Raw genomic sequence first — 20,707 nt, 5'->3', positions numbered from 1 at the left:
ATGGCGCGCAAGAACCTCCTCGCCGGCCTGCTCGATCCGGCCGAGCCGAACGAGTTGACCGCGGTCAACTCGGCCAGCGACGCTCCGGGGGCGGCCCGACCGGAGCGGCGCCCGGCCCCGCTCACCCCCAGCTTCACCGGCCGCGGCGCGGTCGGCGCGATGAGCCGGTCCCTGGAGCGTCTGACCTCCGAGGTCGTCTCGGCGCGGGCCGCGGAGGACCAGCTCAAGTCCGGCAGCGTCGCCGTCGAACTTGATCCGAACCTCGTCGACCCGTCACCGGCTCCCGATCGGCTGCCGGTGATCGACAGACCGAGCGAGGAGGCCTTCGTCGCGGTCATCCAGGCGCAGGGGCAGCAGACCCCGATTCTGGTCAGGCCGCATCCCTCGGTCAGCGGGCGCTACCAGGTCGCCTTCGGCCATCGCCGATTGCGGGCTGCCGCCGCGTTGGGCCGTCCGGTCCGCGCGCTGGTGAAGACACTGACGGATGCCGAACTCGTCGTCGCCCAAGGTCAGGAGAACAACGCCCGTGCCGATCTCAGCTTCATCGAGCGGGCCGCATTCGCCCTGACGCTGGAGCGGCTCGGTCACGGACGCGACGTGATCATGGCCGCCCTGCTCGTCGACAAGACCGAATTGTCGCGCCTGATCACGGCGCGACGCGCCCTACCGGATTTCGTGATCGCTGCCATCGGTCCGGCACCGAAGGCCGGTCGACGCCGGTGGATGAGCTTGGCGGACCGCCTCGCCAGTCCGGAGATGCAGGCGCGGGTCACCGAGATCGTCGCCGAGGAGGCCTTCGCGACCCTCAGCTCGGACCAGCGGTTCGTCCGCGTCTTCGCGGCCGTGACACCAGTCCCCTCCCCGCCACCGCCGCCGGCTCCTGCGGTGCACGTGCCGGAAGCGGGTCTGGCGAAAGACGGACGCCGCTTGGCGCGCATCGAGCGAACGCCGACGACCCTGGGTCTGATCATCGACGAGACGCTTCATCCCGCCTTCGGCGACTTCCTCGTCGCGCGCCTGCCGGAGCTCTTCGCGGCGTACGAGCGCGAGCAGGCGCGAGGCCCGGATCAGTCCGCAGGCTGACGTCGCCGCCGAGCGCTCTTCGCTTCGTCGGTTCTGAAGCTGCGGGGTTGGCGCCGCGGTCACGGGGGCGCGGCGATCTGGCCGGCGCGGTCCTAACGTCGATCCGGGCGTGATCGGCACGCCGCCCTCTCCGGGCATGCGCGACCTCGACGCCGCGCCCCAGATGCTCACCGATCGGGACGGTTCGGCCGAGATCGTCTCTGGAACGCTTGGTCGGGGGTCTCAAGAAGCGTGGAGTACGGGAGACGCGACCGGCGATCCGCGCCTGCCCGGTCGCGTGCAGGCCGCCCTGGCCGCCTGCGGGGCCATCACGGTGGCGCTGTGATCCCCGCTTCACGTCGCGGGCCGGCATCGCGCAAGCCGGGGGAGGGGGCGGCCTGTCGAGATTCTCCCGACCGATTATCGCGGAGCCGGATCAGCCCCGGAGCGTGCCCGACGACGCGGTGGCGAAGATGGCGGAGATCCTCCGTGCGCCGCTCGCGACCTCGCCGAAGGCGCGGTCCACCGGCTGTTCCGAGCGGGACGCAGTCGCCCGGACGCGCTCGAGCTTCTCGCGCGAAGCCAGGATGCGTTCACCGACGCGCGGGCTCGGCAGATTGCCTGGGAACTGCGTTCCTGTCGCCATCCGGGCATGGCGCCTTCACGCGCGTGGGTCAGCCGCGGGCAGGGGAGGGCGGAACACCGTCCAAGCCAGCCGCACCGAGCGGGACAGCCCGACATCACTTGCGACAGCGCCGAGCGGGAGGCTGGCGCTCACGCGGACCGGCCGGCGGGCGCCATCGCGCACGCGCGGACGAGCCGAGACGGCCGACGACCAACGCATCTCCGCCGTGCCCGGGACCGCGCCGGCCCGTTCGGAAGGACCGGAACGGGCGCGAAGCACCAGGGGTGGGTCGCGTAGGCCAGCCGCTTCCGTATCTCACGCCCGCGGCGCAACGGGTTACGGCATCATTCCGGTTGACCGGAGCCGCGCTGCGAGGCGCGGATACACGCGCAGCGCGTTCTCGGCGTAGATCTTGGTCCTGTCCCCGTCCGAAATCGCGGCGGCCTCGATGTAGCGCTTGGTGTCGTCGTAGGCGTGACCGGTCTCGGGATCGATGCCGTTCACCGCGCCGACCATCTCGGAGGCGAACAGCACGTTCTCGCGCGGAACGACCTTGAGCAGCAGGTCGATGCCGGGCTGGTGGTAGACGCAGGTGTCGAAGAAGACGTTGCGCATGAGTTCGGACAGCGGCGGCCGCTTCATGTCCTGGGCCAGGCCCCGGTAGCGCCCCCAGTGATACGGCACGGCGCCACCGCCGTGCGGGATGATCAGGCGCAGCGTGGGGAAATCCTTGAACAGGTCCGAGATGACGAACTGCATGAAGGCCGTGGTATCGCCGTTGATGTAGTGCGCCCCCGTCGCGTGAAAGTTGGGATTGGCCGAGGCGCTGACATGCACCATGCCCGGCACGTCGAGCTCGACCATCTTCTCCCAGAGCGGGTACCAGTACCGGTCGGAGAGCGGCGGATCGGTCCAGTATCCTCCGGACGGGTCCGGGTTGACGTTGCAGCCGACGAAGCCGAGCTCCCGGACGCAGCGCTCCAGTTCGGGCACGCAGGTCTTGGGCGAGACACCCGGCGATTGCGGCAGCTGGCAGACGCCGACGAAGTTCTGCGGCATCAGGCTCGTCACCCGGTGGATCATGTCGTTCGACACGATCGACCAGTCGAGGCTGGTCCGGGCCGTGCCGATATGGTGGCCCATCCCGCCGGCCCGCGGCGAGAGCAGCGCCAGGGAGATCCCGCGCTCGGACTGGAGCTTGAGCTGCCGTCCGGCCACGCTGGCGCGCACCTCGTCGTCGCTGACCCGCAGCTCCGACGGCGCGGGGGACTGGGCCGGGTCGTTGAGCGCGCTGATCTGGCGCTTGCGCCAGTCCAGCATGGCGGGCGGCTCGGTGGTGTAGTGCCCGTGGCAATCGATCACCAAGCCGGTGTAGGGCGACGGCTCGGCCCGTGCCGCGGTTGCCACCATCGCCGCCGTGCCCAGCCCCGCGAGGCGGCCCAGGAAGCCGCGGCGGGGCAGGCAGCAGGCGCACCGGGCGGTGGCGACCGGCTCGGCTGCGACGGTCATCGCGGGCTGCCCTCGGGCAGGGCGGCGCGCTTGCGCAGCACCATGTCGCCCCGGAACAGGAACTTCTGGGCCCGCTTCCCGGTGTCGACCTCGGTGGTGAAGACGTTGCCCTTGGAATCGATGGCGAGGTTGTGGACCCAGTGAAAGTCACCGGCCATCCGGCCGTTGCGCCCGAATCGGCCGAGGACCTCGCCGGTCTCGCGGCTCAGGGTGCGGACCTCGTTGTTGGCGCCGTCGGCGTTGAGCAGGTAGGTCTGGCGCTCGTCCGGCCACAGGGCGAGTTCCCAGACCGAGCCGTTGGCCCGGGTGTTCTTCTCGACGATCATCTCCTTCACGAAGCTGCCGTCCTTCTTGAACACCTGGATCCGGTCGTTGGTCCGGTCACAGACGTAGACGAGGCCGTTGCGGGCGATCTGCACGCAGTGCACCGGATTGGCGAATTGCTGGGAGGGGGCCGCCGCCGGATCGTAGGGGCCGAGCTTGTCGTCGGTCGGCGGCTTGCCGTAGGCGCCCCACATCCGCTTGAACGCGCCGGTCTCCGCGTCGAACACGATGACGCGGTGGTTGTAGTAGCCGTCGGCCACGTAGAGCTCGTTCGTCTCCGGATCGACCATCATGCCGGCGGGCTTGCCGAGGCGGCTCGTGTCCCGGCTGTCGGTCTGCGGCCCCTGCTTCCCGATCTGCAACACGAACTTGCCGTCCGGGGTGAACTTCAGGATCTGGCCGTCGGTGTCGCCGTTGCCGGCGAGCCAGACGAAACCCTTGTGGTCGATGTGGATGCCGTGCTCGTTCTGGGGCCATTGATAGCCCTCACCCGGGCCGCCCCAGGACTTCACCAGGCGCCCGGCCTGATCGAAGACGAGGACCGGGGGCGCCGGCTTGCAGCAGCGGGTGCGGGGCGGATCGAGGCTGGCGGCCTTCTCGTCGTCGGTGAGGGTGCGCGGCCGCTGGATGACCCAGACATTGTCCTGCGCGTCGACTGCGACACCCGCCGCCTGACCCATGATCCAGTCGTTCGGCAGGCGCTGCGGCCAGGCCGGGTCGACCTCGAAGCGCAGCGGCTCCTCGGCGACGGCCGGAACGGCGAATGTCAGCGCGGCCGCAGCCGTCAGCCGACGCAGGACGCGTCGCAGCATCTCGGTTTCCTCTCCCAGTTTTTATTCAATTCGTTCCGCGATCAGATGCCGAAAGGCCATCCTCGTCCAGCATCACGCAGCATGTCCGGGCTTCACCGCGCTACGCTTGCGCCGAGATGTTCCTGTTCCCGGGAAGCCGCGGATGCCGCCGGGGGTATGCGGTGTTGCCGTCTAGGAAGCCGGATATCCGAGAGGGGCCCGGCATCGCCTGTCGACGTGGACACCGTCCCGCGGCGCAACGATCGCCCCGAAAGGCCGGACCCGCCGTCAGGGCAGGGTAGGCGGCCGGTTTCACGTCTCGCCGGAGCGGGCGCGCCGCCCTCGCTGTCCTCACTCTTCCGAGGCCCGCCGCAAGCCCCCCGTCAGGGGCGCGCGTGGCGACGCCGGTACTCTGCCGGGGTCGTGCCGACCCGCCGCATGAACGCCCGCCGGAGCGTGTCGGCGTCGCGGAAGCCGCAGGCCCCGGCAACCTGCTTGAGCGCGACGTCCTCGGTCTCGAGGAGGCGGCGGACGGCCTCGATCCGGACGGTCTCGACATAGGCGGCCGGTGTCAGGCCCGTCTCCGCGCGGAACAGGCGCGCGAAATGGCGCAGGCTCAGCCCTGCCCGTTCGGCGAGGCGATCGACACCGTGGTCCTCGCCCGGGTGACTGGCCACCCAGCGCTGCACCGCCTGCAGCGCCGAGCGGCCGACCGGGGCGCTGACCCCGCGGCGGCTGAACTGCATCTGGCCGCCGCCGCGCTTGAAGAACATGACCAGATGGGCCGCGACCCGGCGGGCGATCTCCGCGCCCAGATCCTCCTCCACGAGGGCGAGGGCAAGGTCGAGCCCGGCCGTGACCCCGGCCGCGGTCCGGAGCGGCCCGTCGAACAGGCAGATCGCGTCGGGCTCGACGGAGGCCTCGGGAAACCGCTCCGCCAAGGCCGCCGCGACGGCCCAGTGCGTCGTAACCCGGCGGCCATCCAGCAGGCCGGCCTGTCCGAGGAGGAAGGCGCCGCTGCAGACGGAGCCGTAGCGCCGGCAGTGTCCCGCAGCCCGACGCAGCCATGCCAGCAGGCCGGCCGGAACCTCCAGCTCACGGATCCGGGGTGCGCCCGCGACCAGGAGAGTGTCGAAGCGCGTCGGCTCAGTGCCCGCGACAACCAGATCCGCGATCAAGCCGCGGCCGGACGACGTGGTGATGTGACCCGCTTCCGTCCCGACGATGGCGAGATCGTAGGCGTCCCGGCCGCTCTGGGTGTTCGCCTCGGCGAAGACGTCGAGGGGACCCGCCACATCCAGGAGTTGGACACCGGGAAGAGCCAGGATTGCCGTTGATCGCGGTGCCATAGGCGCCTCGTGGCCGATGCTGCGCGTAAGATGGCAGAATTCGCCGCAAAACGATGATTGATGCCATCCGGGAAGCTCCGTAGCTCGTCGGGACGCTCAGAGCAAAGGAGATCCGCCATGACCGCCGTGAGCACCGCCAGCATGCCGGCCGAAGCCGCCGTCCCCGACAGTGCGCTCGCCCGGGCCGTCACCGCCTTCGTCCGGGACACGGAGACGACGTTGCTCTTCAACCATTCGAGTCGGGTCTATCAGTTCGGTGCCCTGGCCGGTCTCCGACGCGGCCTGCGCTACGACCGCGAGCTGCTCTACGCCGGCGCCATGTTCCACGACCTCGGCCTGATGCCGGACCACAGCAGCGCCGGAGAGCGCTTCGAGGTGGACGGTGCCAACGCGGCCCGCGATTTCCTCAAGGCGCACGGCGTGCCGGAGGCGGACGTCTACACCGTCTGGACCGCGATCGCCCTCCACACGACCCCCGGCATCCCGGTCCACATGCACCCGGTGGTCGCCCTAGTCACGGCCGGCGTCGAGATGGACGTGCTGGGCCTGACCTACGACGCGTATGCGGACGCCGAACGCGCCGCCGTTGTCGCGGCCTTCCCCCGGGAGCCGGACTTCAAGGAGGGCATCATCCAGGCCTTCTACGACGGCATCCGGCACAAGCCCGCCACCACCTTCGGCAACGTCAAGGCCGACGTGATCGCCGACAAGGAGCCGGGTTTCCGCAGGGGCAATTTCTGCAGCGTGATCCGGGCCTCCCGCTGGCCGGACAGCGCCCACGCGCCGGGTTGCGAGTGCGGGCACCATGATTGAGCGGCGGGCCGCGCGTGACGGGCGCGCACGGCCCGCCGTCCCGTCTCGGGGGTCCTGGCCTGTGTCGGGCCGAGGGGCGCGCCGGGGAGCGTTTGCCCGCGGCGAGAACCCGGGACTGGCCGAGGGCGGTCGCTCGGCCCTACCTATCGGTGGCCGGGCTGAAACGGATCTGGAGAGCGCGCATGCAGGACATCCCGTTGGGGGCGAAGGGAAGCTTCGCCATGCTGGTCGGGCCGTCACATCTGGCCAGCCAGTTCAAGGACAACATACTGCCGCCGGTCTTCGCCACGCCGATGATGGTCCTGATCATGGAGAACGCGGCGCTGAACGCCGTCCGCCAGTACCTCGATCCCGGTGAGAGCGCCGTCGGAACGAAGGTGGACGTGACTCACATGGCGGCGACCCCGGTCGGACACCGGGTTCGCGCAGAGGCCGAAGTGGTCGGCGTGGCAGGACGTCAGATCCAGTTCCGCGTCGCGGCCTGGGACGAGGCGGAGCAGATCGGGGCCGGGACGCACGAGCGGATGATCGTCGACATCGAGCGGCTCGGAAAACGTCTCGCCGGTAAACAGCCCGCTCCGAGAGAGCGCGTATAAGTCCGGCGCGGCTCGGCGCCGCGGGAAACGCGCGCGTCTCAGTCGTAAGGTACGCGCGTCGCGCGGAGAGCCGACCTCCGGCGGTGCCGGGGACCCTGCTCTGCCTCGGCGGACTTCGACGATCAATCCGGGCGGCCGGCACTTGTGGCGTCGGTCTGCCGCACCGCGACGGCAGCCTTGATCGCCTCGTAATCGGCCTTCTTCAGGACACGCCTGGTCACGAGGTCCTCCGGGGAGTCGTAGGGCCGAAAGGCGATGATCCGGCGTCCGATCATGCCGGCCCCGAGGGCGTTCAGCTCCTCGACGGACGCCGTGTTGAGGTCGACGCCCTGACCCGGAGGGGCCGGCGGCTGGCCCGAGCCGGACGCGCTCTCGACCTGCTGCGGCGCCATCGGCGTTGCCGCCCCCCCGCTCGCGGTCGGAGCATCCGGCGCTGCTGCCGGGATTGCCGCCGAGGACGGCGCGGGTGCTGCCGTCCCGTTCCGCGGGGCCGGCGCGGCGCGCTGGGCGGACCCGGAGTTCGATCCCGGATACACGGTCCGGATGGTGTCACCCTGCGGATCGATCGCGGATCGGTCCTGCTTGGACAAGGGTGTCGTGGTGGATGCCTGCCTGTCCCGGGTCGCCTGAGGACGGGGCCCGTAGGAAACCCAGAGGCCCGCCAGGACGACTGCGGCCGCCGCCAGACCGGCGCTGATGGACAGCGTGGATCGGCTCATTGTCACAACCTCCTCTTGGCGGGCGGGGGACTGCCGCACGGCGATGGCACGAGCGAGGCGGGCTAACCCAGCCTGAGCGGCATCGCCATCCGCCGCATGAGGTTCGCGGATCCGAAGCGTGTGGCGCGCTGGCGCAGCCCACCGGCGGAAGCGGGCCTTGCGGCGAAGCGGCCGGCGTCGGCGCTCCGGCAAGTCGACGGGCCGGCATTCGCGCCTGCGCGGTCCGGCCATGGCCTGGATCGCCGCCCGCGCGAGGCTGTACGTCTGATAATGCTCCGGCTCGGGTCCCGTCGTCAGAGCTCGAGCGTCACGGCATCCCGCGCGCGCGAGACGCAAGGCATCATGCGGTTCCCGCGCTTGGCGAGCGGCAACACCGCGTCGCGGTGGATGATTGTGCCGTCGCGGTAGCCGCACTCGCAGGAGCCACAGACGCCGAGTTCGCAGGACGACGGCAGGTCGAACCCCGCGCGGCGCAACACCTCGAGCAGCGATCGGTCGGCGGGCACGTGGAGCACTTGGCCGGTGGAGGCGATCCGCGCCTCGAACGGCTCCGGCGCGAAGCCTTCGTCGCGAAGCGGCTCGAAATGTTCGCTGTGCACCCGCTCCACGGGCCAGCCCCGCGCGACCAGACCCGCCCGCACCGCATCCATGAGACGCTGCGGCCCGCAGGCGTAGACATGGGTCCCGGGCTCGGCCGGGCCGAGTGACGCCGGATCGAACCGCCGCCCCTCGGATCCGAACCAGCAGCTGAGGCGGGGCCCGCAGACCGATCGCACCGCCGCCAGCAGCGGCGCCTCTTCGGGCGAGCGGGCGCAGAGATGGAAGGCGAACTCTGCCCCCGACGCGCAGAGCGCGCGCGCCATGGCGAGCAGGGGCGTCACCCCGATCCCGCCGGCTACCAGCAGGTGGCAACGCGCACCTGCGTCGAGGGGAAAGTTGTTGCGGGGCGCCGAGACGTGGGCGAACGCCCCCGGCGCGAGCGTGTCGTGCGCCCAGGCCGAGCCGCCGCGGCCGGCCTCCTCCCGCCTGATCGCGATCTCGTAGCGGCTCCGGTCGGCCGGGTCCCCGCACAGCGAGTATTGCCGCACGCGACCATCCGGCAGGCGCAGGTCAACGTGCGCGCCGGCCGTCCAGGCGGGGAGTTCCGGGCGCGCGGGATGGACGAGGCCGAGGTGCAGCACCTCCGGCGTCGTCGCGACCGCGTCGGCGACGCGCAGCTTCATGATCAGGCGGGCCGTCATCGCGCGCAGCTCCGTCAGTCCAGCAGCGCGATCGTGTCGCCGGGCCGGATCACGCCGCCGCTCTCGATCCCGCAGTTCAGGCCCGAGCGATTGTAGAGCGGCAGGTAGACCGGCATCCCGAGAAGCTCCTCGAGATAGCGGCAGGGGAAGTTGAGGCGTCCGCCCCGCAGGATCACGGCGCCGACCCGGAAGCGCCGGCCGACCAAGTGGTTGAGCGGCACGCCGCGCACCGTGAGATTGCGCCGATGATCCCCCGGCAGGAGGCGCAGCGGCCCCTCCTGCAGCGGCGGGTCGTTGCGGTTGAGGGCGTCGAGGGCCTCCTGCTCGATCAGCGTGACCTCGCGCACGTCCGGCTTGGGCGAGTAGGTGCCGGTGCCGAGGAAGTAGCGGTCGCCCTCGATCCCACGGCCGGCCACGCACACGGCCTCGGACAGCGCCTCCATCTCGTAGCTGGCGGCGGGCGCGATGTGGATGTGGGTCAGTGCGCCGATCCAGCCGGCGGCGCCGCCCGGAACCCGGACAGCGGCGGATCCGGCCGCGTGCGCGAAGGCCTCGACCATGCGGGGTGCCGTCTCGCCGGTCATGCGGCCTCCGTGGCGAGCGCGATCGCCTCGATCTCGACCCGGGCGTCGCGCGGCAGGCGCGCGACCTCGACGGTGGAGCGGGCCGGTGCCTCGCCCGGGAAGTGCTCGGCGTAGACCGCGTTCATCGCGGCGAACTCGTTCATGTCCTTGAGGAACACGGTCGTTTTCACAACGCTCGCGAGGCTGGCGCCGCCCGCCTCGAGCACGGATGCGAGGTTGGCCAGCGAGCGCCGCGTCTGCGCCTCGATCCCGTCCGGGAACGCGCCGGTGGCGGGATCGATCGGCAGCTGTCCGGAGGCGAAGACCAAGCCTCCGGCCCGGATCCCCTGAGCGTAGGGCCCGACCGCCGGGGCGGCCTTCTCGGTGCGGATGGTGCGCTTCGTCATGCGGTTTGTCTCACGTCGGTCTGTTTCAGATAGTGGACGATAATCCACTGTATGGGAAGATCGCGCGCGCCTGCGGGGCTGTCGCTCGACCGGTCTGTCGCTCGTCAGTCGATCGGCTTGCGCGCGGTTTCCGGGGCGAGCAGCGTGGCTGTCAGGGTGATGCAGGCGAGGGCGATCAGGTAGACGGAGATCGGCCAGGTCGCGCCGGAGCTCCAGCCCAGCAGGGCCGCTGCGATCAGCGGCGTGAAGCCGCCGCTCAGGGCCGCACCCACCTGGAAGCCCAGCGAGGCGCCGCTGTAGCGCAGGCGCGCGTCGAACAGCTCGGACATCCAGGCGGCGCCGGTGCCGAACATGATCCCCTGGCCGAAGCTCAGGGCCACCGCGACGGTCAGCGTGATGATCGTCGGGTCGCGCGTGTCGAGGAGGGTGAACAGCGGGAACGCGAAGGCGATCGAGAACAGGCAGGCGGCCACGAACAGGGGCCGGCGGCCGTAGCGGTCCGACAGCCAGCCGAAGGCGGGCAGGGTGAAGAGCTCGATCAGCGCCGCCACCAGGATGCCGTTCAGGATGATGCTGCGCGACAGTCCGAGCTGGCCGGTGACGTAGGAGATCGAGAACACGGTCACGACGCTGACGTAGGCGATCTCGGAGACCTTGAGGCCCACGGCCTTGAGGAAGGTGCGCGGGTGCTCAGTGAGGATCTCCATGACCGGCAGGCGCGCCACCGCGGCCTGCCGCTTCACCCGCTGGAATGCCGGCGTCTCGTGCAGGCGCAGGCGGATGAACAGCCCGAGGCCGACCAGCAGCGCGCTGGCCAGGAACGGGATCCGCCAGCCCCAGGCGAGGAACTCCGCCTCCGGCAGGAAGCCGCACAGCGCGAAGGCCCCGATCGACGCGATGACGCCGAGGGGGTAGCCGAGCTGGACGATGCTGCCGAAGAAGCCGCGCCGCTCCGCCGGGACGCTCTCCACCACCATCAGGACCGCGCCGCCCCACTCGCCGCCGATCCCGATGCCCTGGATCAGGCGCAGCGCCACGAGCAGGATCGGGGCCCAAAGCCCGATCTGCGCGTAGGTCGGCAGGCATCCGATCAGGAACGTGCCCAGGCCCATGATGATGATGGTCAGGGACAGCATCGCCTTGCGGCCGATCTTGTCGCCGAAATGCCCGAAGATGACCCCGCCGAGGGGACGCGCCAGGAAACCCACCGCGTAGGAGCCGAACGCCGCGATGGTGCCGACCAGCGGGTCGAAGCTCGGGAAGAACAGCTTGTTGAACACGAGCGCCGTGGCCGTTCCGTAGATCAGGAAGTCGTACCACTCGACCGTCGTGCCGATGACGCTCGACCAGACGATCTGGCGCCGGTCGGCAGCCGGCGCCGGGCCGGCCTCGAGAGCCGGAGACGCCTGCAGGGGCAACGCGGTATCGGCCACGGCACATCCTCCACTCTATTGGATGAAAATCCATTTATGTGGAGGCAAACGGCGTGCCAGCCCGGCACAGCGCCGCCCGGGACCCGACCCGTCTCGCGTCCCGGCGCGGTGCAGCGAACAGTGCGGCGCAAGGTGCAATTCGGCCGCCCCTGCGTTAGGCGGGGGCGACTCTCTCGGCGCCGCGCCCCGGTCGCGCGGCCCGGTCGCGGGCGCGGAAGACGGGGCATGACGGCGAGGACGATCATCGGGGCGGACCCGGCAGCGACGGAGACGTCCCCGCAGATCCACATCGCCGAGGAGATCCGGCGGCGCCGCAGGGAGCAGGGCCTGTCGCTGGAGACGCTGGCGGCGCGCTCGGGCGTCAGCCGCTCGATGATCTCCAAGATCGAGCGCTCCGAGGCCGTGCCGTCGACGGTGGTGCTGTCCCGCCTCGCGGAGGCGCTCGGCGTCACCTTCTCGCGGCTGATGGCGCCCGCGACGGAGCGCGAGATCCTGCTGATCCCGGCGAGCCGCCAGCCGATCCTGCGCGACGAGGCGTCGGGCTACCTGCGGCGCTGCATCTCCCCGGTCCTGCCCGGGCGCGGCATCGACTGGGTGCTCAACACGCTGCCGCCGGGCGCCAGCACCGGCGAGTTCACCGCCCATCGCCGCGGTGTGTCCGAGTATATCTACGTCCTGCGCGGCCGCCTGCGGGCGGTGATCGGCGAGCGCGCGGTCATAATGGAGACCGGCGACAGCCTGTATTTCGAGGCCGATGCCGGGCACGCATTCGCCAATGTCGGCACGGAGGCGTGCGAGTATTTCCTGGTGATCGACCCGTCGCGCGTTCGCTGAGCCGAGGCTCCGCGGGACTCCGCGGCGTGAGCGTCGCGAAGACCCCGGCACGCGCGGCGGACCGCGCGCGGCCTCAGCGCGGCCTCAGCGCGACCGCTGCGCGTGGGGACGTTCGCCCGCCCCGCGCCGCGGACTTCGGACGGCGCGACAGGTCCGGATCGGGCGCGTCAGTGAAAGGCCTTGAAGGCGATGATCGTCTCGGAATCCTTCACGCCGCTGAGGCGCAGGAGAAAATCGTTCACGAACAATCCGATATCGACGTCGTTGTCCACGTGGAACTTGGCCATGATGTCGAAGCGTCCGGCCGTAGAGTAGATTTCCGAGGCGATCTCCATCGCGAGGAGCGAATCGGACACCGCGTAGGTTTTCCCGATCTCGCATTTGATCTGCACGAAAAATGTTTTCATGTCCGTCTCGTTCGATGGCACGGCGCCGCGGCCGCGCGGCTCGGGGCTGCCGATCGCGTCGGAGCGGCCGAGCCTAACATCATTCGGCGGGCGTGACCGGCCCGGTGTTCGCGCCGCTCGCCCTGCAGACCGCGTCGGTCGCGGTCTTCGGCGCCGCGCAGCCGGAGCCTGGAGAGCCCGGAGGCCGGCGTTGTGCCGAGCGTGGGCGCCCCGGCCTCCCGTGCGCGGGACGCCGTCCCGCGCCCGATCCTCCGACCCTGGGGCCGCGCCTTCCGCCCGGCTGAAGGGGTCAGTTCCAAGTGTGCAGGACCGTGCGCCATACGCCGTCGCGCTTCTCCAGCACGTTCACCCAGTTGCCCTCGAACTTCTTCTTCGCGCCGCCGTCGCCGGGCCCGGTCATTTCCCAGCGGCCGGAGACGATGAGCAGATTGTCCTTCGGCAGCGCCGATTTCACCGTGGTCTTGTGCTCATCCCATCCCTTCGCCTTCAGCCCAGCGAAGAACTTCTGAATGCCGTCGCTTGTCTGGGCTCCGCCTTTCGTGACCACGATCGCGTCGGGGGCGTAGAGCTTGGCCAGCGTGTCCATGTCGCCGCCGTTATACGCCGCGTCCCATTTGCTCGCGACGCTCTGCGCGTCGGCCTGCAAGGTCTCCGACCGGCACAGGCTCGGCGTCATGAGCGCGACAGCGAACAGCGTCGCAGGCAGAGCGTGGGGGCGCAGCATGTCTTCCTCCATCGTGGATTGTTCTGGTCGTTCAGAACGCGAAAGCTCAGGAACCGCGGAGTCTGTCTAAGGGTATTTCTCCCAGGTGAGGGTGATGACGCTCATCCTACCATCGAGGTTGAACTTGAACGGCACCGTCCTGAGGATGAGCCGCCCGTTCTCCTGCGCGACGTGACGCACCTGGGAGGTTCCGGTCCAGGCCTCGTTCCAGGACGTATCGATGTCGTGGATGATCCGGTCGCCTTCGAACCGGTAGGTCCCGGCATAGGCGAAGAATGTTTTGTGGAGCTTGATCCGGTCCGCGTCGGACATCTTGTCGTTGGCGACCGGTCTGTCCCGGCCTTCGTAGGCGCAGACCACCATCATGCGACCGTCGCGGCCGTAATTGATCCATCCGGTCGGATTCGGGCCGCCATAAGCGTCGACGGTTTCTCCCGTATCCACGATTTTGCGCGTGGCCGTGACGAGGCGCCACGTTCCGACGACCGCATCCGCTTCCAGCGCCCGTCCGGCCGAGATGCCGAGTCCGCTCGCGATCAGAACGGCAGCGCTCCCGACGCAGACCACAGCCGCCCTGCCGCGGCCCGGGGACGACCGGAGACCATCCCGTCGACGCCAGCGTGACCCTTGCTCGACGACGCGCATCGTCGCGACCCCCGGGCAGCCAAGGAACTCGAAGCACGTGAGAGAGCGTGCGCGAATGCCGATTTATTTAAAACCATCAGTGGCTCGGATGCAAGCCGTAGATTGATGGTTCGCTTCCTCGAAAACAGTCAAAGTTTTTAAGTGATCTTTTTTCTGGCTGTATGATCAGTATAGATCCGAGATAAAGACCTGCGCCGCGATCGAGTCGGGTCGAGGATAGGCGAGAGGGCGACGTTCGGAGAGATGGATCTGCCGGCCGAATGCGGAAAGTCCCGATCCGCGCGACCCGGTCATCCGCTCCACCTGCGCGAAGCGCCCGAAACGCTGGGTGTCCGAGACGATTGACCGCTGATCAGGGGCTCGCCCCGTCACTTTTGAGGACGGCGCGCACGGGCTACGCTCCCGACGATGTCCGCTGCAACCGACCCACATCCCGATCCCCGGCCGACGCTCGCGCGGCCCGACGATGATCCCTACCTCTGGCTGGAAGAGGTCGATGGACCCGACGCGCTGACCTGGGTCGAGGCGCGCAACGCGGAGACGCTCGCCCGCTACGGCGATGCCGGCTTCCTGCGCGACCGGGACATCGCCCGCGACCTTCTCGACCGGCCGGGCCGGATTCCGTTCGTTCAGCGCTTCGGCACCTGGCTCTACAATTTCTGGACGGATCGCGCGCATCCGCGCGGCCTGTGGCGGCGTGTCGACGAGGCCGGCTATCGTGCCGCGGTCCCGGATTGGGAGATCCTGCTCGATCTCGACAGCCTCGCCGCCATCGAGGGGGAGGACTGGGTCTGGGCCGGAGCCGCGATCCTCAAGGGCGACCTCGACCGCGCCCTGGTGCGCCTCAGCCGCGGCGGCAAGGACGCGGCCGTGATGCGCGAGTTCGATCTCGACACGCGCACCTTCGTGGCGGACGGCTTCATCCTGCCCGAAGGCAAGGGCGGTGCGACGTGGCTCGATCGCGAGACCGTGCTGCTGTCGAGCGCCCTGGGCCCAGGCATGGCCACGCGGTCCGGATACGCGCGCACCGTCCGGCTCTGGCCGCGCGGCACGGATCCGCTCGACGCGCCCGTCCTGTTCGAGACCGCCGAGACCAGCATGGATGTCTGGGGCGCGTCCGACCGGCAGACCGGGTCGGAGCGGATCACATTCGTCGAGCGGCTCGGCTTCTTCGACGCGGCGATCCATATCGGCGACCGCACCGGCCCGCGCGCGCGCCTCGACCTGCCCACACATGCCGGGGTCCAGCTGCACCGGAACCACCTGTCCGTGCGGCCGCGGCGCCCCTGGACGGTGAACGGCGTCGCGTACGCCGCCGACACGGTGTTGACGATCGCGCTCCCCGACCTGCTGGCGGGCCGCTCCGGCTTCACGGTCCTCTGGCAGCCCGAAGAGCGGCGCGCCCTCCAGGGGGTGTTCTGGTCGGCCGGGCGGCTGATCGTGGACGTGCTCGAGGACCTGCGTCCCACCTACCGCGTCTTCGAGCCGGGGCCGGGCGGCTGGACCGAGCGGCCCCTCGCCGGGCTGCCGGCCCTCGGATCCGTCCATCTCTGGCCCCTCGACGGCGATCCGGAGCGGGCGGACGGAGCCCTGCTCGCGCTGGCCCACGATCCGGTGACGCCGCCGGCCCTGCTCGCCTTCCCGCCCGCGCTCGACGCCCCGGCCGTGCTGCGTCAGACGCTCCCGGCCTTCGATGCGCGCAACATCCGGGTGACGCGCCACGAGGCCCGGTCGGCGGACGGGACGCGCGTGCCCTACGTCCAAGTCGGGCCGCAGGCCGAGACCGGTTCGGCGCCCGTCTACCTGACCGCCTATGGCGGGTTCGGGCTCTCGCGCCTGCCGGATTACCAGCCCGTGCTGGGCAAGCTCTGGCTGGAGCGCGGCGGCACCTGCGTGACCGCCAACATCCGCGGCGGCGGCGAGTTCGGCACCCGCTGGCACGATGCGGGCCGGCGCGAGGGCAAGGCCCGGGCGCATGACGACTTCGCCGCGGTGGCCGCCGATCTGGTCGCGCGCGGCGTGACGCGGCCGGGGCGGATCGCGGCCGAGGGCGGCTCGAACGGAGGTCTGCTGATCGCCAACATGCTCACCCGCTACCCGGAGCGGTTCGGGGCTCTGGCCTGCACAATCCCGCTGATCGACATGCGCCGCTACACGAAGCTCCTGGCCGGTGCGAGCTGGGTCGGGGAATACGGTGATCCGGACGACCCGCAGGACTGGGCGTTCCTGTCCTACATCTCCGCCTACCACGCCGCCGAAGCCGGGCGGCCCTATCCGCCGATCCTGCTGGCCACGAGCCGCGGCGACGACCGGGTTCATCCCGGCCACGCGCGCAAGATGGCGCAGAAGCTCCGCGTCCTCGGCTGCGACGTCGCCTTCTACGAGCCCGCGACGGGCGGGCACGGCGCCGGCAAGGACAGCGAGCAGGCGGCGGCGTTCAGGGCGCTGGGGCTCACCTTCCTGCGCCGCGCCATCGGATGGGAGGACCCGGTCGCGTGAGCGCAAACTCGGCCCGAGCCGCGGCGGGACCCGCGGATCTCATCGCGCGCTCGTGCCGGCGGCGCGACTCGGAGGGTGTGCAGCCATAGCGGCGGTAGCGCTGCCCGAAATCGCTCCTATGGAGGATCCGAAACGCGCGGGCGATCGCGGCCATCGAGCCGCGGCGCTGTGCTCTGAGCCGCCAGAGGCGCCGCGCCCTCGTCGGGCGTCCGACGATCGGGCCGCGAAGACGGGAGCGCCGGCACGGTCGGGGAGGGGAGGGGATAGGGCCCGCGAAGCCGAGGGCGTTCGAATTCTCCCCCGCTCGGCGGGTGGCACAGCCGTCCCGCCGGTTCCGGTTACGCGAAATGCGCGGGCAGGCTGAGCGCCTGCGCGTAGGTCACGAGGGCGATCGCGCCGCCGATCAGGGTCGCGGCCAGGGTGATGCGGTTCGTCCAGGTCATCGTCGTCTCCATCAGGTTCGCGACTGTGTTCGCGCTGTGGTCCTGATGTAGGCCCAAGCTTTCAGGGTCGGCGTGTCCTGGAACACCTGTAGAGCAGCTGTTCGAGCAAGGCTCCGGGCCGCGCCTCGCGCGGAGGCCGATACGCCGGCCGCCGCCTGTCGCCGCGAGGTGGCTCAGGCCGAACAGGATCGATGACGCACCGAAATCCGCGCGGCCGCCCGTCAGCCTCGACAGGGCGGCCGATCGGCGGCGGCGCACGCAGTCCTGCCCGGCACCGCTCTTCGCGACCGGGCTCCGAGGAACGCGCGGCCCGGAACGGAACCCGGTTCCGCAGGACCGATCTATCCAGCCTCGACGCGCTGTTCGGCGTTGGACGCGACCGTGAAGCCTTCGCGGTCGAACACGTTGTAGAGGACGCCGGCCGGATCGAGCCCGAGTCCCGCTATATGCGTGACGGCCGCCTCCTTGGCTTCGGCGAGCGTGCTGAACGGATCCGGCAGCTGGTACATCCGCGATGCCTGCTCGGCGCCGTCAATTTCCATTGGCGGCGTTGTGATTTCGACCGTGTAGGGCACGACGTTCGCCCGCTGGTGACTAGTGGAACACGCCGAGGAAATACAACAGCAGAATGATCGGCAGCGGGATTCCCAGAAGCCACAGCAATCCACCGCGCAGCATTCGCGCCTCCTCTATGTCAACAATCGCACCGAGATATCGGCCGGTTCTGGGTTGAAACGCGCGAACGCCGGAAAGGGATGCAAAATACTGGTGTGGATGCTCGAAGCGCACCTGCGATAGAACTGTACGGGACCTGGGGCATCCTACCCTGCGCAAGAGCCCGATCGGCCGGCTCGGGGCTGGGCCGCGGCACGTGTTGTCCGGCCGCCCCGTGAGTGGATCCAGGCTCAGCGCCGCTGCGCGTCCTCGCTGGACGTGCCGGCCGAATGCCGGCCGCCGGGCAAGGGGGCGCGGTCGTCCGTGCCGGGATGCGCTCGGTGAGCAGTTCGCCGACCTCGCCCTTCCGCGTAGGGCGCCTCAGCGATGCAGCGAGGCGATCCAGTCTCTCAGGGGATCCACCACATAGGCCATCCAGGTTCGCGCCCAGGCCAGGGCAGGGCGGTTCGCATCGATCGGACCGGCCGCCATCAGGGCGGCCACGTAGGCGTCCTCTTGTGGCTTGCACAGGTCCAGGGCGCTCCGCTCTCGACCGGGCCTGCTCCTGTCCGTCAGCTGCTGGTCGAAGGCCTCGCGGACGCAGATGTGCCAAGCCCGCTCCGGGCCCGGCAGGTCGGCCGGCTCTGTTGCCAGCGCCGCGGCGGGCTCGGCCCCGGCGAGGGCTGCGAGGAGCGCCATGCCCGCGGCGAAGGACGAGCGCCTACTCATCGGACGCGCGACCGGCCTGCGGATCCGCATCGGCAAGGGTCATCGCGCGCGTGGCCGTGCGCAACTCGTGACGGGCGACGCCGTCCGCGAGCGCGACGAGGCCGACGAGCACGAACCCCAGCATCAGGAGGCGGCGGATGGTCAGGGCGGGGATGAGCATCGAGGGCGCCTCACGGAGACGTCCGCACCGTAGCGGAGCCGCGGTGCGCTGACTGCCACCCCGATGCCACATGAGTACGGAAAGCGAACGTCCATCCGTCCACGATGTCCCGACAGGAGCGCTCCGGCGCGGGCGTGAAGCTCGACCCCTCGCGCCTCCTCGGACCTGCGCGGCCCCCGCGAGGATGTTTGCGATCGCCGCAGGGCTCCGGCCGCCTCCGTCGTGCCGGATCGAGCCGTCGTGCCTGGCACGGTCGCGTGGTCACCTGTCCGCCGCTTCGACCCTGTCAGGCCCGACTCGATATCGACGATTGTGCGGCCTCGCACGCATTCGCAGAAACCATCGGCCTAGTATTCATGTCGAACGCTGACATTCGGCCAGACAAAGCCGAGGCGATCAAGACCGCCGGAACGACGATCTTCCTCACTCGCGACACTTGACCGGATGACTTCGTGCCGAAGTCATAGAGGTTTGCCATGACCGTCCGCATGCTCGCTGCCGCCGCTCTCGCCGCTGCCCTCGCGACGCCCGCCTCCGCGCAAGGATCCGCCCCACGGCACGGCCTGTCAGGCATCACGGCCGTGATGCTGCCAGAGATCTCCGTGACCTATCATCGGCCCGCGCCGACCAACCGCTACGCCGGCCCGCACGCGGGCAGCACAACCGGTCGGCTGTCCCGCTGAAAACCGGTCGATCGCGGCCCACCCGGCATCCCGGATCACGCTCGGCGGGACGCCGCGGCCGCCAGGCCTGCCGGTCTTCCGCGAGGGCTGGCGTGGAGAGCGCGCTTCACCGCGCGGCGGCCGCGGGCGCGTCCGGGGCGCCTCCGGGGCGCCAAAGAGGCACCTTGGGGCTCTGTGGATCGCGTGCGCGGGGCGGGCGCCGATCGCTGCGTACCGAGTAGCGACGGGGTTTCGCCGCGAGCGGATCTGGCCGAGGTCCACACACGATTAGTGTTGACGGCCGTCAATGCTGGGATCGATGGTGCGTCTACGGTATGCATCAACTCCAGCAGAGCGATTGGACGCGAAGGGCCGATGAAAATGACACGCTTGACCGTCGCCGCTCTGATGTTCGCCCTGATGAGCCCCGCGATTGTTGCGCAGGCCCAGCAGGACATCCCGATCCAACGGGATCTCAAGCGCATGGATCGCCTCGATCAACGGCTCGGACGCGAGGACACCGAGCTGAAGGTCGACCCCAATGTGACGCCGGATAATCCGGACGGCGTGGTGGGCTTCGACGGGCCTCCGTTCAACTACGGCGATCCCGGCGTCATGGGTGACGATCCGCTCCCGCCGGGGTCGCCCGCCGATGACGACTGGTACTGACCGAGGATTGCGGCCTCCACGATCCTGAAACCGTGAGGCTCTGCGCGGCTCAGCGCCCCGTCCCGGTGAGCTTGCCCGCGATCTCGAGATCTCCTCACGGGCGTAGCTGGGCGCGACGGCTCCGGAGTTGCCGTCGCGTTCCGGGATCTTGCCACCCTCCGGCAGGCCGTCGGCGGCCTCCAGCCGCCGGGCGGATCGCCGGGCAGCGCGACCGCGTCGGTGACCGGACGCCGGCCGTTCCCGTACCGTCGTCCGGGCTGAAGCGGCAGAGCCGCCGGCGCGAGTCCGCCCGTCGAGTCTTCCGGGATCCGGGGATCGTGTCGAGAGCGACGGTCCGGCCGGCCGCATCGTCCCGACCTCGACGCCCGCCAGCTTCTTGAGCGCCAGCGCGCGGGCATGCGCGTGAGCGGAACCGCGCGTGAGGCTCCCCGCGGGGCCGTGGCGCAGCGGCCCGCGCGGACGACGTCCCGCAGGCGACCGGTCGAACGGCGGCCCGGCGGTCGACGCAAACCTGCTGTGGACAGGAGCTTCGGCGCGGCCGCCCGGCCGCCATCCTTTCCGGGGCGGTAACCATGCCGGTCCTACCAGCCGCGACCCCGGACGGTGAGGCAGGTGGACGAATGGGCGACGACGTGGCTGCGATCCTGTTGACCCTCGTGACCGAGAATTCCGAGTTGCGCGAGCAGCTCGCCGGCGCGCAGGACATGCTGATGGAGACGGCCATCGATGCCGGGCAGCTCCATGCCCGGATCCAGGGGCTGGAGGCCGAACGCGACGCGTGGCGGGCCGAGGCCGCGCGCCGGGAGGCTCGGGGCGCTCTGACGGCCTGACGGTTCAGCCGCCCGCCGG

At 70.3% G+C, this 20,707-nt stretch carries 24 protein-coding genes; 9 read left to right on the top strand and 15 right to left on the bottom strand.

Annotated features, from left to right (window positions below; genetic code table 11):
* Positions 1-1,083: a plasmid partitioning protein RepB gene (gene repB, locus MOTC310_RS18910; RefSeq protein WP_331302918.1), complete on the top strand. Its 1,083-nt coding sequence runs from the start codon at positions 1-3 to the stop codon at positions 1,081-1,083.
* A gap of 109 nt (positions 1,084-1,192) precedes the next feature.
* Positions 1,193-1,408: a hypothetical protein gene (locus MOTC310_RS18905; RefSeq protein WP_331302917.1), complete on the top strand. Its 216-nt coding sequence runs from the start codon at positions 1,193-1,195 to the stop codon at positions 1,406-1,408.
* A gap of 615 nt (positions 1,409-2,023) precedes the next feature.
* On the opposite strand, the gene MOTC310_RS18900 is transcribed toward MOTC310_RS18905, so the two are convergent.
* The 3 genes from MOTC310_RS18900 to MOTC310_RS18890 all read right to left on the bottom strand — a co-directional run bounded on the left by MOTC310_RS18900 (position 2,024) and on the right by MOTC310_RS18890 (position 5,660).
* A complete protein-coding gene (locus tag MOTC310_RS18900; protein ID WP_331303370.1) occupies positions 2,024-3,052 on the bottom strand; it encodes an amidohydrolase family protein in 1,029 nt (342 codons plus the stop codon).
* Between the two features lie 140 nt (positions 3,053-3,192).
* A complete protein-coding gene (locus MOTC310_RS18895) occupies positions 3,193-4,332 on the bottom strand; it encodes an NHL repeat-containing protein (RefSeq protein ID WP_331302916.1) in 1,140 nt (379 codons plus the stop codon).
* 362 nt (positions 4,333-4,694) lie between these two features.
* A complete protein-coding gene (locus MOTC310_RS18890; protein ID WP_331302915.1) occupies positions 4,695-5,660 on the bottom strand; it encodes a GlxA family transcriptional regulator in 966 nt (321 codons plus the stop codon).
* Between the two features lie 117 nt (positions 5,661-5,777).
* Here MOTC310_RS18890 and MOTC310_RS18885 point away from each other — a divergent pair, with 117 nt between their 5' ends.
* Both MOTC310_RS18885 and MOTC310_RS18880 read left to right on the top strand, forming a co-directional pair.
* Entirely contained in the window at positions 5,778-6,473 is a 696-nt protein-coding gene (locus MOTC310_RS18885; protein ID WP_331302914.1) for an HD domain-containing protein, read from the top strand.
* 221 nt (positions 6,474-6,694) lie between these two features.
* The gene (locus MOTC310_RS18880; protein ID WP_331302913.1) at positions 6,695-7,069 is read left to right on the top strand and encodes a thioesterase family protein; all 375 of its coding nucleotides are present in this window, start codon (positions 6,695-6,697) and stop codon (positions 7,067-7,069) included.
* A gap of 122 nt (positions 7,070-7,191) precedes the next feature.
* Here MOTC310_RS18880 and MOTC310_RS18875 read toward each other — a convergent pair whose 3' ends face one another.
* The 5 genes from MOTC310_RS18875 to MOTC310_RS18855 form a co-directional block, all read right to left on the bottom strand.
* Positions 7,192-7,461 carry a helix-hairpin-helix domain-containing protein gene (locus MOTC310_RS18875; RefSeq protein ID WP_331302912.1) on the bottom strand — a complete coding sequence of 90 codons (270 nt, stop codon included), beginning with the start codon at positions 7,459-7,461 and terminating at the stop codon, positions 7,192-7,194.
* A 620-nt stretch (positions 7,462-8,081) separates the two neighbouring features.
* Entirely contained in the window at positions 8,082-9,029 is a 948-nt protein-coding gene (locus MOTC310_RS18870; RefSeq protein WP_331302911.1) for a PDR/VanB family oxidoreductase, read from the bottom strand.
* Between the two features lie 14 nt (positions 9,030-9,043).
* The gene (locus MOTC310_RS18865) at positions 9,044-9,613 is read right to left on the bottom strand and encodes an MOSC domain-containing protein (RefSeq protein WP_331294748.1); all 570 of its coding nucleotides are present in this window, start codon (positions 9,611-9,613) and stop codon (positions 9,044-9,046) included.
* Complete coding sequence (locus tag MOTC310_RS18860) at positions 9,610-9,999, bottom strand: RidA family protein (RefSeq protein WP_331302910.1); 390 nt, start codon at positions 9,997-9,999, stop codon at positions 9,610-9,612. The genes MOTC310_RS18865 and MOTC310_RS18860 overlap by 4 nt, the downstream gene beginning before the upstream one ends.
* 104 nt (positions 10,000-10,103) lie before the next feature.
* Positions 10,104-11,432, bottom strand: a complete 1,329-nt coding sequence (locus tag MOTC310_RS18855) for an MFS transporter (RefSeq protein WP_419539222.1) — start codon at positions 11,430-11,432, stop codon at positions 10,104-10,106.
* A gap of 225 nt (positions 11,433-11,657) precedes the next feature.
* Between MOTC310_RS18855 and MOTC310_RS18850 the strand changes: the two genes are divergently transcribed.
* Positions 11,658-12,266, top strand: a complete 609-nt coding sequence (locus MOTC310_RS18850; RefSeq protein ID WP_331294746.1) for a helix-turn-helix domain-containing protein — start codon at positions 11,658-11,660, stop codon at positions 12,264-12,266.
* A 167-nt stretch (positions 12,267-12,433) separates the two neighbouring features.
* Here MOTC310_RS18850 and MOTC310_RS18845 read toward each other — a convergent pair whose 3' ends face one another.
* From MOTC310_RS18845 to MOTC310_RS18835, 3 genes are all read right to left on the bottom strand, one after another.
* Positions 12,434-12,673 carry an Lrp/AsnC ligand binding domain-containing protein gene (locus MOTC310_RS18845; RefSeq protein ID WP_331294745.1) on the bottom strand — a complete coding sequence of 80 codons (240 nt, stop codon included), beginning with the start codon at positions 12,671-12,673 and terminating at the stop codon, positions 12,434-12,436.
* Positions 12,674-12,962: 289 nt separating this feature from the next.
* Entirely contained in the window at positions 12,963-13,397 is a 435-nt protein-coding gene (locus MOTC310_RS18840; protein WP_331294744.1) for a YybH family protein, read from the bottom strand.
* Positions 13,398-13,463: 66 nt separating this feature from the next.
* A complete protein-coding gene (locus MOTC310_RS18835) occupies positions 13,464-14,042 on the bottom strand; it encodes a lipocalin-like domain-containing protein (RefSeq protein WP_331294743.1) in 579 nt (192 codons plus the stop codon).
* A 408-nt stretch (positions 14,043-14,450) separates the two neighbouring features.
* On the opposite strand from MOTC310_RS18835, the gene MOTC310_RS18830 reads away from it, so the two are divergent.
* Complete coding sequence (locus MOTC310_RS18830; RefSeq protein ID WP_331302909.1) at positions 14,451-16,541, top strand: prolyl oligopeptidase family serine peptidase; 2,091 nt, start codon at positions 14,451-14,453, stop codon at positions 16,539-16,541.
* Between the two features lie 784 nt (positions 16,542-17,325).
* Here MOTC310_RS18830 and MOTC310_RS18825 read toward each other — a convergent pair.
* From MOTC310_RS18825 to MOTC310_RS18810, 4 genes are all read right to left on the bottom strand, one after another.
* The gene (locus MOTC310_RS18825) at positions 17,326-17,559 is read right to left on the bottom strand and encodes a hypothetical protein (RefSeq protein ID WP_331302908.1); all 234 of its coding nucleotides are present in this window, start codon (positions 17,557-17,559) and stop codon (positions 17,326-17,328) included.
* A gap of 19 nt (positions 17,560-17,578) precedes the next feature.
* Complete coding sequence (locus MOTC310_RS18820; RefSeq protein ID WP_331294740.1) at positions 17,579-17,773, bottom strand: hypothetical protein; 195 nt, start codon at positions 17,771-17,773, stop codon at positions 17,579-17,581.
* Positions 17,774-18,019: 246 nt separating this feature from the next.
* The gene (locus MOTC310_RS18815) at positions 18,020-18,367 is read right to left on the bottom strand and encodes a hypothetical protein (protein ID WP_331302907.1); all 348 of its coding nucleotides are present in this window, start codon (positions 18,365-18,367) and stop codon (positions 18,020-18,022) included.
* Positions 18,360-18,527: a hypothetical protein gene (locus MOTC310_RS18810; protein WP_331294738.1), complete on the bottom strand. Its 168-nt coding sequence runs from the start codon at positions 18,525-18,527 to the stop codon at positions 18,360-18,362. The genes MOTC310_RS18815 and MOTC310_RS18810 overlap by 8 nt, the downstream gene beginning before the upstream one ends.
* A gap of 476 nt (positions 18,528-19,003) precedes the next feature.
* Here MOTC310_RS18810 and MOTC310_RS18805 point away from each other — a divergent pair, with 476 nt between their 5' ends.
* From MOTC310_RS18805 to MOTC310_RS18795, 3 genes are all read left to right on the top strand, one after another.
* A complete protein-coding gene (locus MOTC310_RS18805) occupies positions 19,004-19,210 on the top strand; it encodes a hypothetical protein (protein WP_331302906.1) in 207 nt (68 codons plus the stop codon).
* 360 nt (positions 19,211-19,570) lie between these two features.
* Positions 19,571-19,858: a hypothetical protein gene (locus tag MOTC310_RS18800; protein WP_331302905.1), complete on the top strand. Its 288-nt coding sequence runs from the start codon at positions 19,571-19,573 to the stop codon at positions 19,856-19,858.
* A gap of 620 nt (positions 19,859-20,478) precedes the next feature.
* Complete coding sequence (locus MOTC310_RS18795) at positions 20,479-20,688, top strand: hypothetical protein (RefSeq protein WP_331294736.1); 210 nt, start codon at positions 20,479-20,481, stop codon at positions 20,686-20,688.
* The last annotated feature ends 19 nt before the right edge of the window (positions 20,689-20,707 follow it).

The sequence above is a fragment of the Methylobacterium oryzae genome (assembly GCF_036441375.1).
Classification (GTDB): Bacteria; Pseudomonadota; Alphaproteobacteria; order Rhizobiales; family Beijerinckiaceae; genus Methylobacterium; species Methylobacterium oryzae_A.
The sequence above is the reverse complement of the archived record's forward strand: the minus strand, read 5'-3'. Positions and strand labels throughout refer to the sequence as shown.

Coding starts and splice junctions, on each gene's coding strand:
- repB (WP_331302918.1), top strand. CDS start 1: ATGGCGCGCAAGAACCTCCTCGCCGGCCTGCTCGATCCGGCCGAGCCG.
- MOTC310_RS18895 (WP_331302916.1), bottom strand. CDS start 4,332: ATGCTGCGACGCGTCCTGCGTCGGCTGACGGCTGCGGCCGCGCTGACA.
- MOTC310_RS18890 (WP_331302915.1), bottom strand. CDS start 5,660: ATGGCACCGCGATCAACGGCAATCCTGGCTCTTCCCGGTGTCCAACTC.
- MOTC310_RS18885 (WP_331302914.1), top strand. CDS start 5,778: ATGACCGCCGTGAGCACCGCCAGCATGCCGGCCGAAGCCGCCGTCCCC.
- MOTC310_RS18880 (WP_331302913.1), top strand. CDS start 6,695: ATGCTGGTCGGGCCGTCACATCTGGCCAGCCAGTTCAAGGACAACATA.
- MOTC310_RS18875 (WP_331302912.1), bottom strand. CDS start 7,461: ATGGCGCCGCAGCAGGTCGAGAGCGCGTCCGGCTCGGGCCAGCCGCCG.
- MOTC310_RS18870 (WP_331302911.1), bottom strand. CDS start 9,029: ATGACGGCCCGCCTGATCATGAAGCTGCGCGTCGCCGACGCGGTCGCG.
- MOTC310_RS18865 (WP_331294748.1), bottom strand. CDS start 9,613: ATGACCGGCGAGACGGCACCCCGCATGGTCGAGGCCTTCGCGCACGCG.
- MOTC310_RS18860 (WP_331302910.1), bottom strand. CDS start 9,999: ATGACGAAGCGCACCATCCGCACCGAGAAGGCCGCCCCGGCGGTCGGG.
- MOTC310_RS18850 (WP_331294746.1), top strand. CDS start 11,658: ATGACGGCGAGGACGATCATCGGGGCGGACCCGGCAGCGACGGAGACG.
- MOTC310_RS18845 (WP_331294745.1), bottom strand. CDS start 12,673: ATGAAAACATTTTTCGTGCAGATCAAATGCGAGATCGGGAAAACCTAC.
- MOTC310_RS18840 (WP_331294744.1), bottom strand. CDS start 13,397: ATGCTGCGCCCCCACGCTCTGCCTGCGACGCTGTTCGCTGTCGCGCTC.
- MOTC310_RS18835 (WP_331294743.1), bottom strand. CDS start 14,042: ATGCGCGTCGTCGAGCAAGGGTCACGCTGGCGTCGACGGGATGGTCTC.
- MOTC310_RS18830 (WP_331302909.1), top strand. CDS start 14,451: ATGTCCGCTGCAACCGACCCACATCCCGATCCCCGGCCGACGCTCGCG.
- MOTC310_RS18815 (WP_331302907.1), bottom strand. CDS start 18,367: ATGAGTAGGCGCTCGTCCTTCGCCGCGGGCATGGCGCTCCTCGCAGCC.
- MOTC310_RS18810 (WP_331294738.1), bottom strand. CDS start 18,527: ATGCTCATCCCCGCCCTGACCATCCGCCGCCTCCTGATGCTGGGGTTC.
- MOTC310_RS18805 (WP_331302906.1), top strand. CDS start 19,004: ATGACCGTCCGCATGCTCGCTGCCGCCGCTCTCGCCGCTGCCCTCGCG.
- MOTC310_RS18800 (WP_331302905.1), top strand. CDS start 19,571: ATGACACGCTTGACCGTCGCCGCTCTGATGTTCGCCCTGATGAGCCCC.
- MOTC310_RS18795 (WP_331294736.1), top strand. CDS start 20,479: ATGGGCGACGACGTGGCTGCGATCCTGTTGACCCTCGTGACCGAGAAT.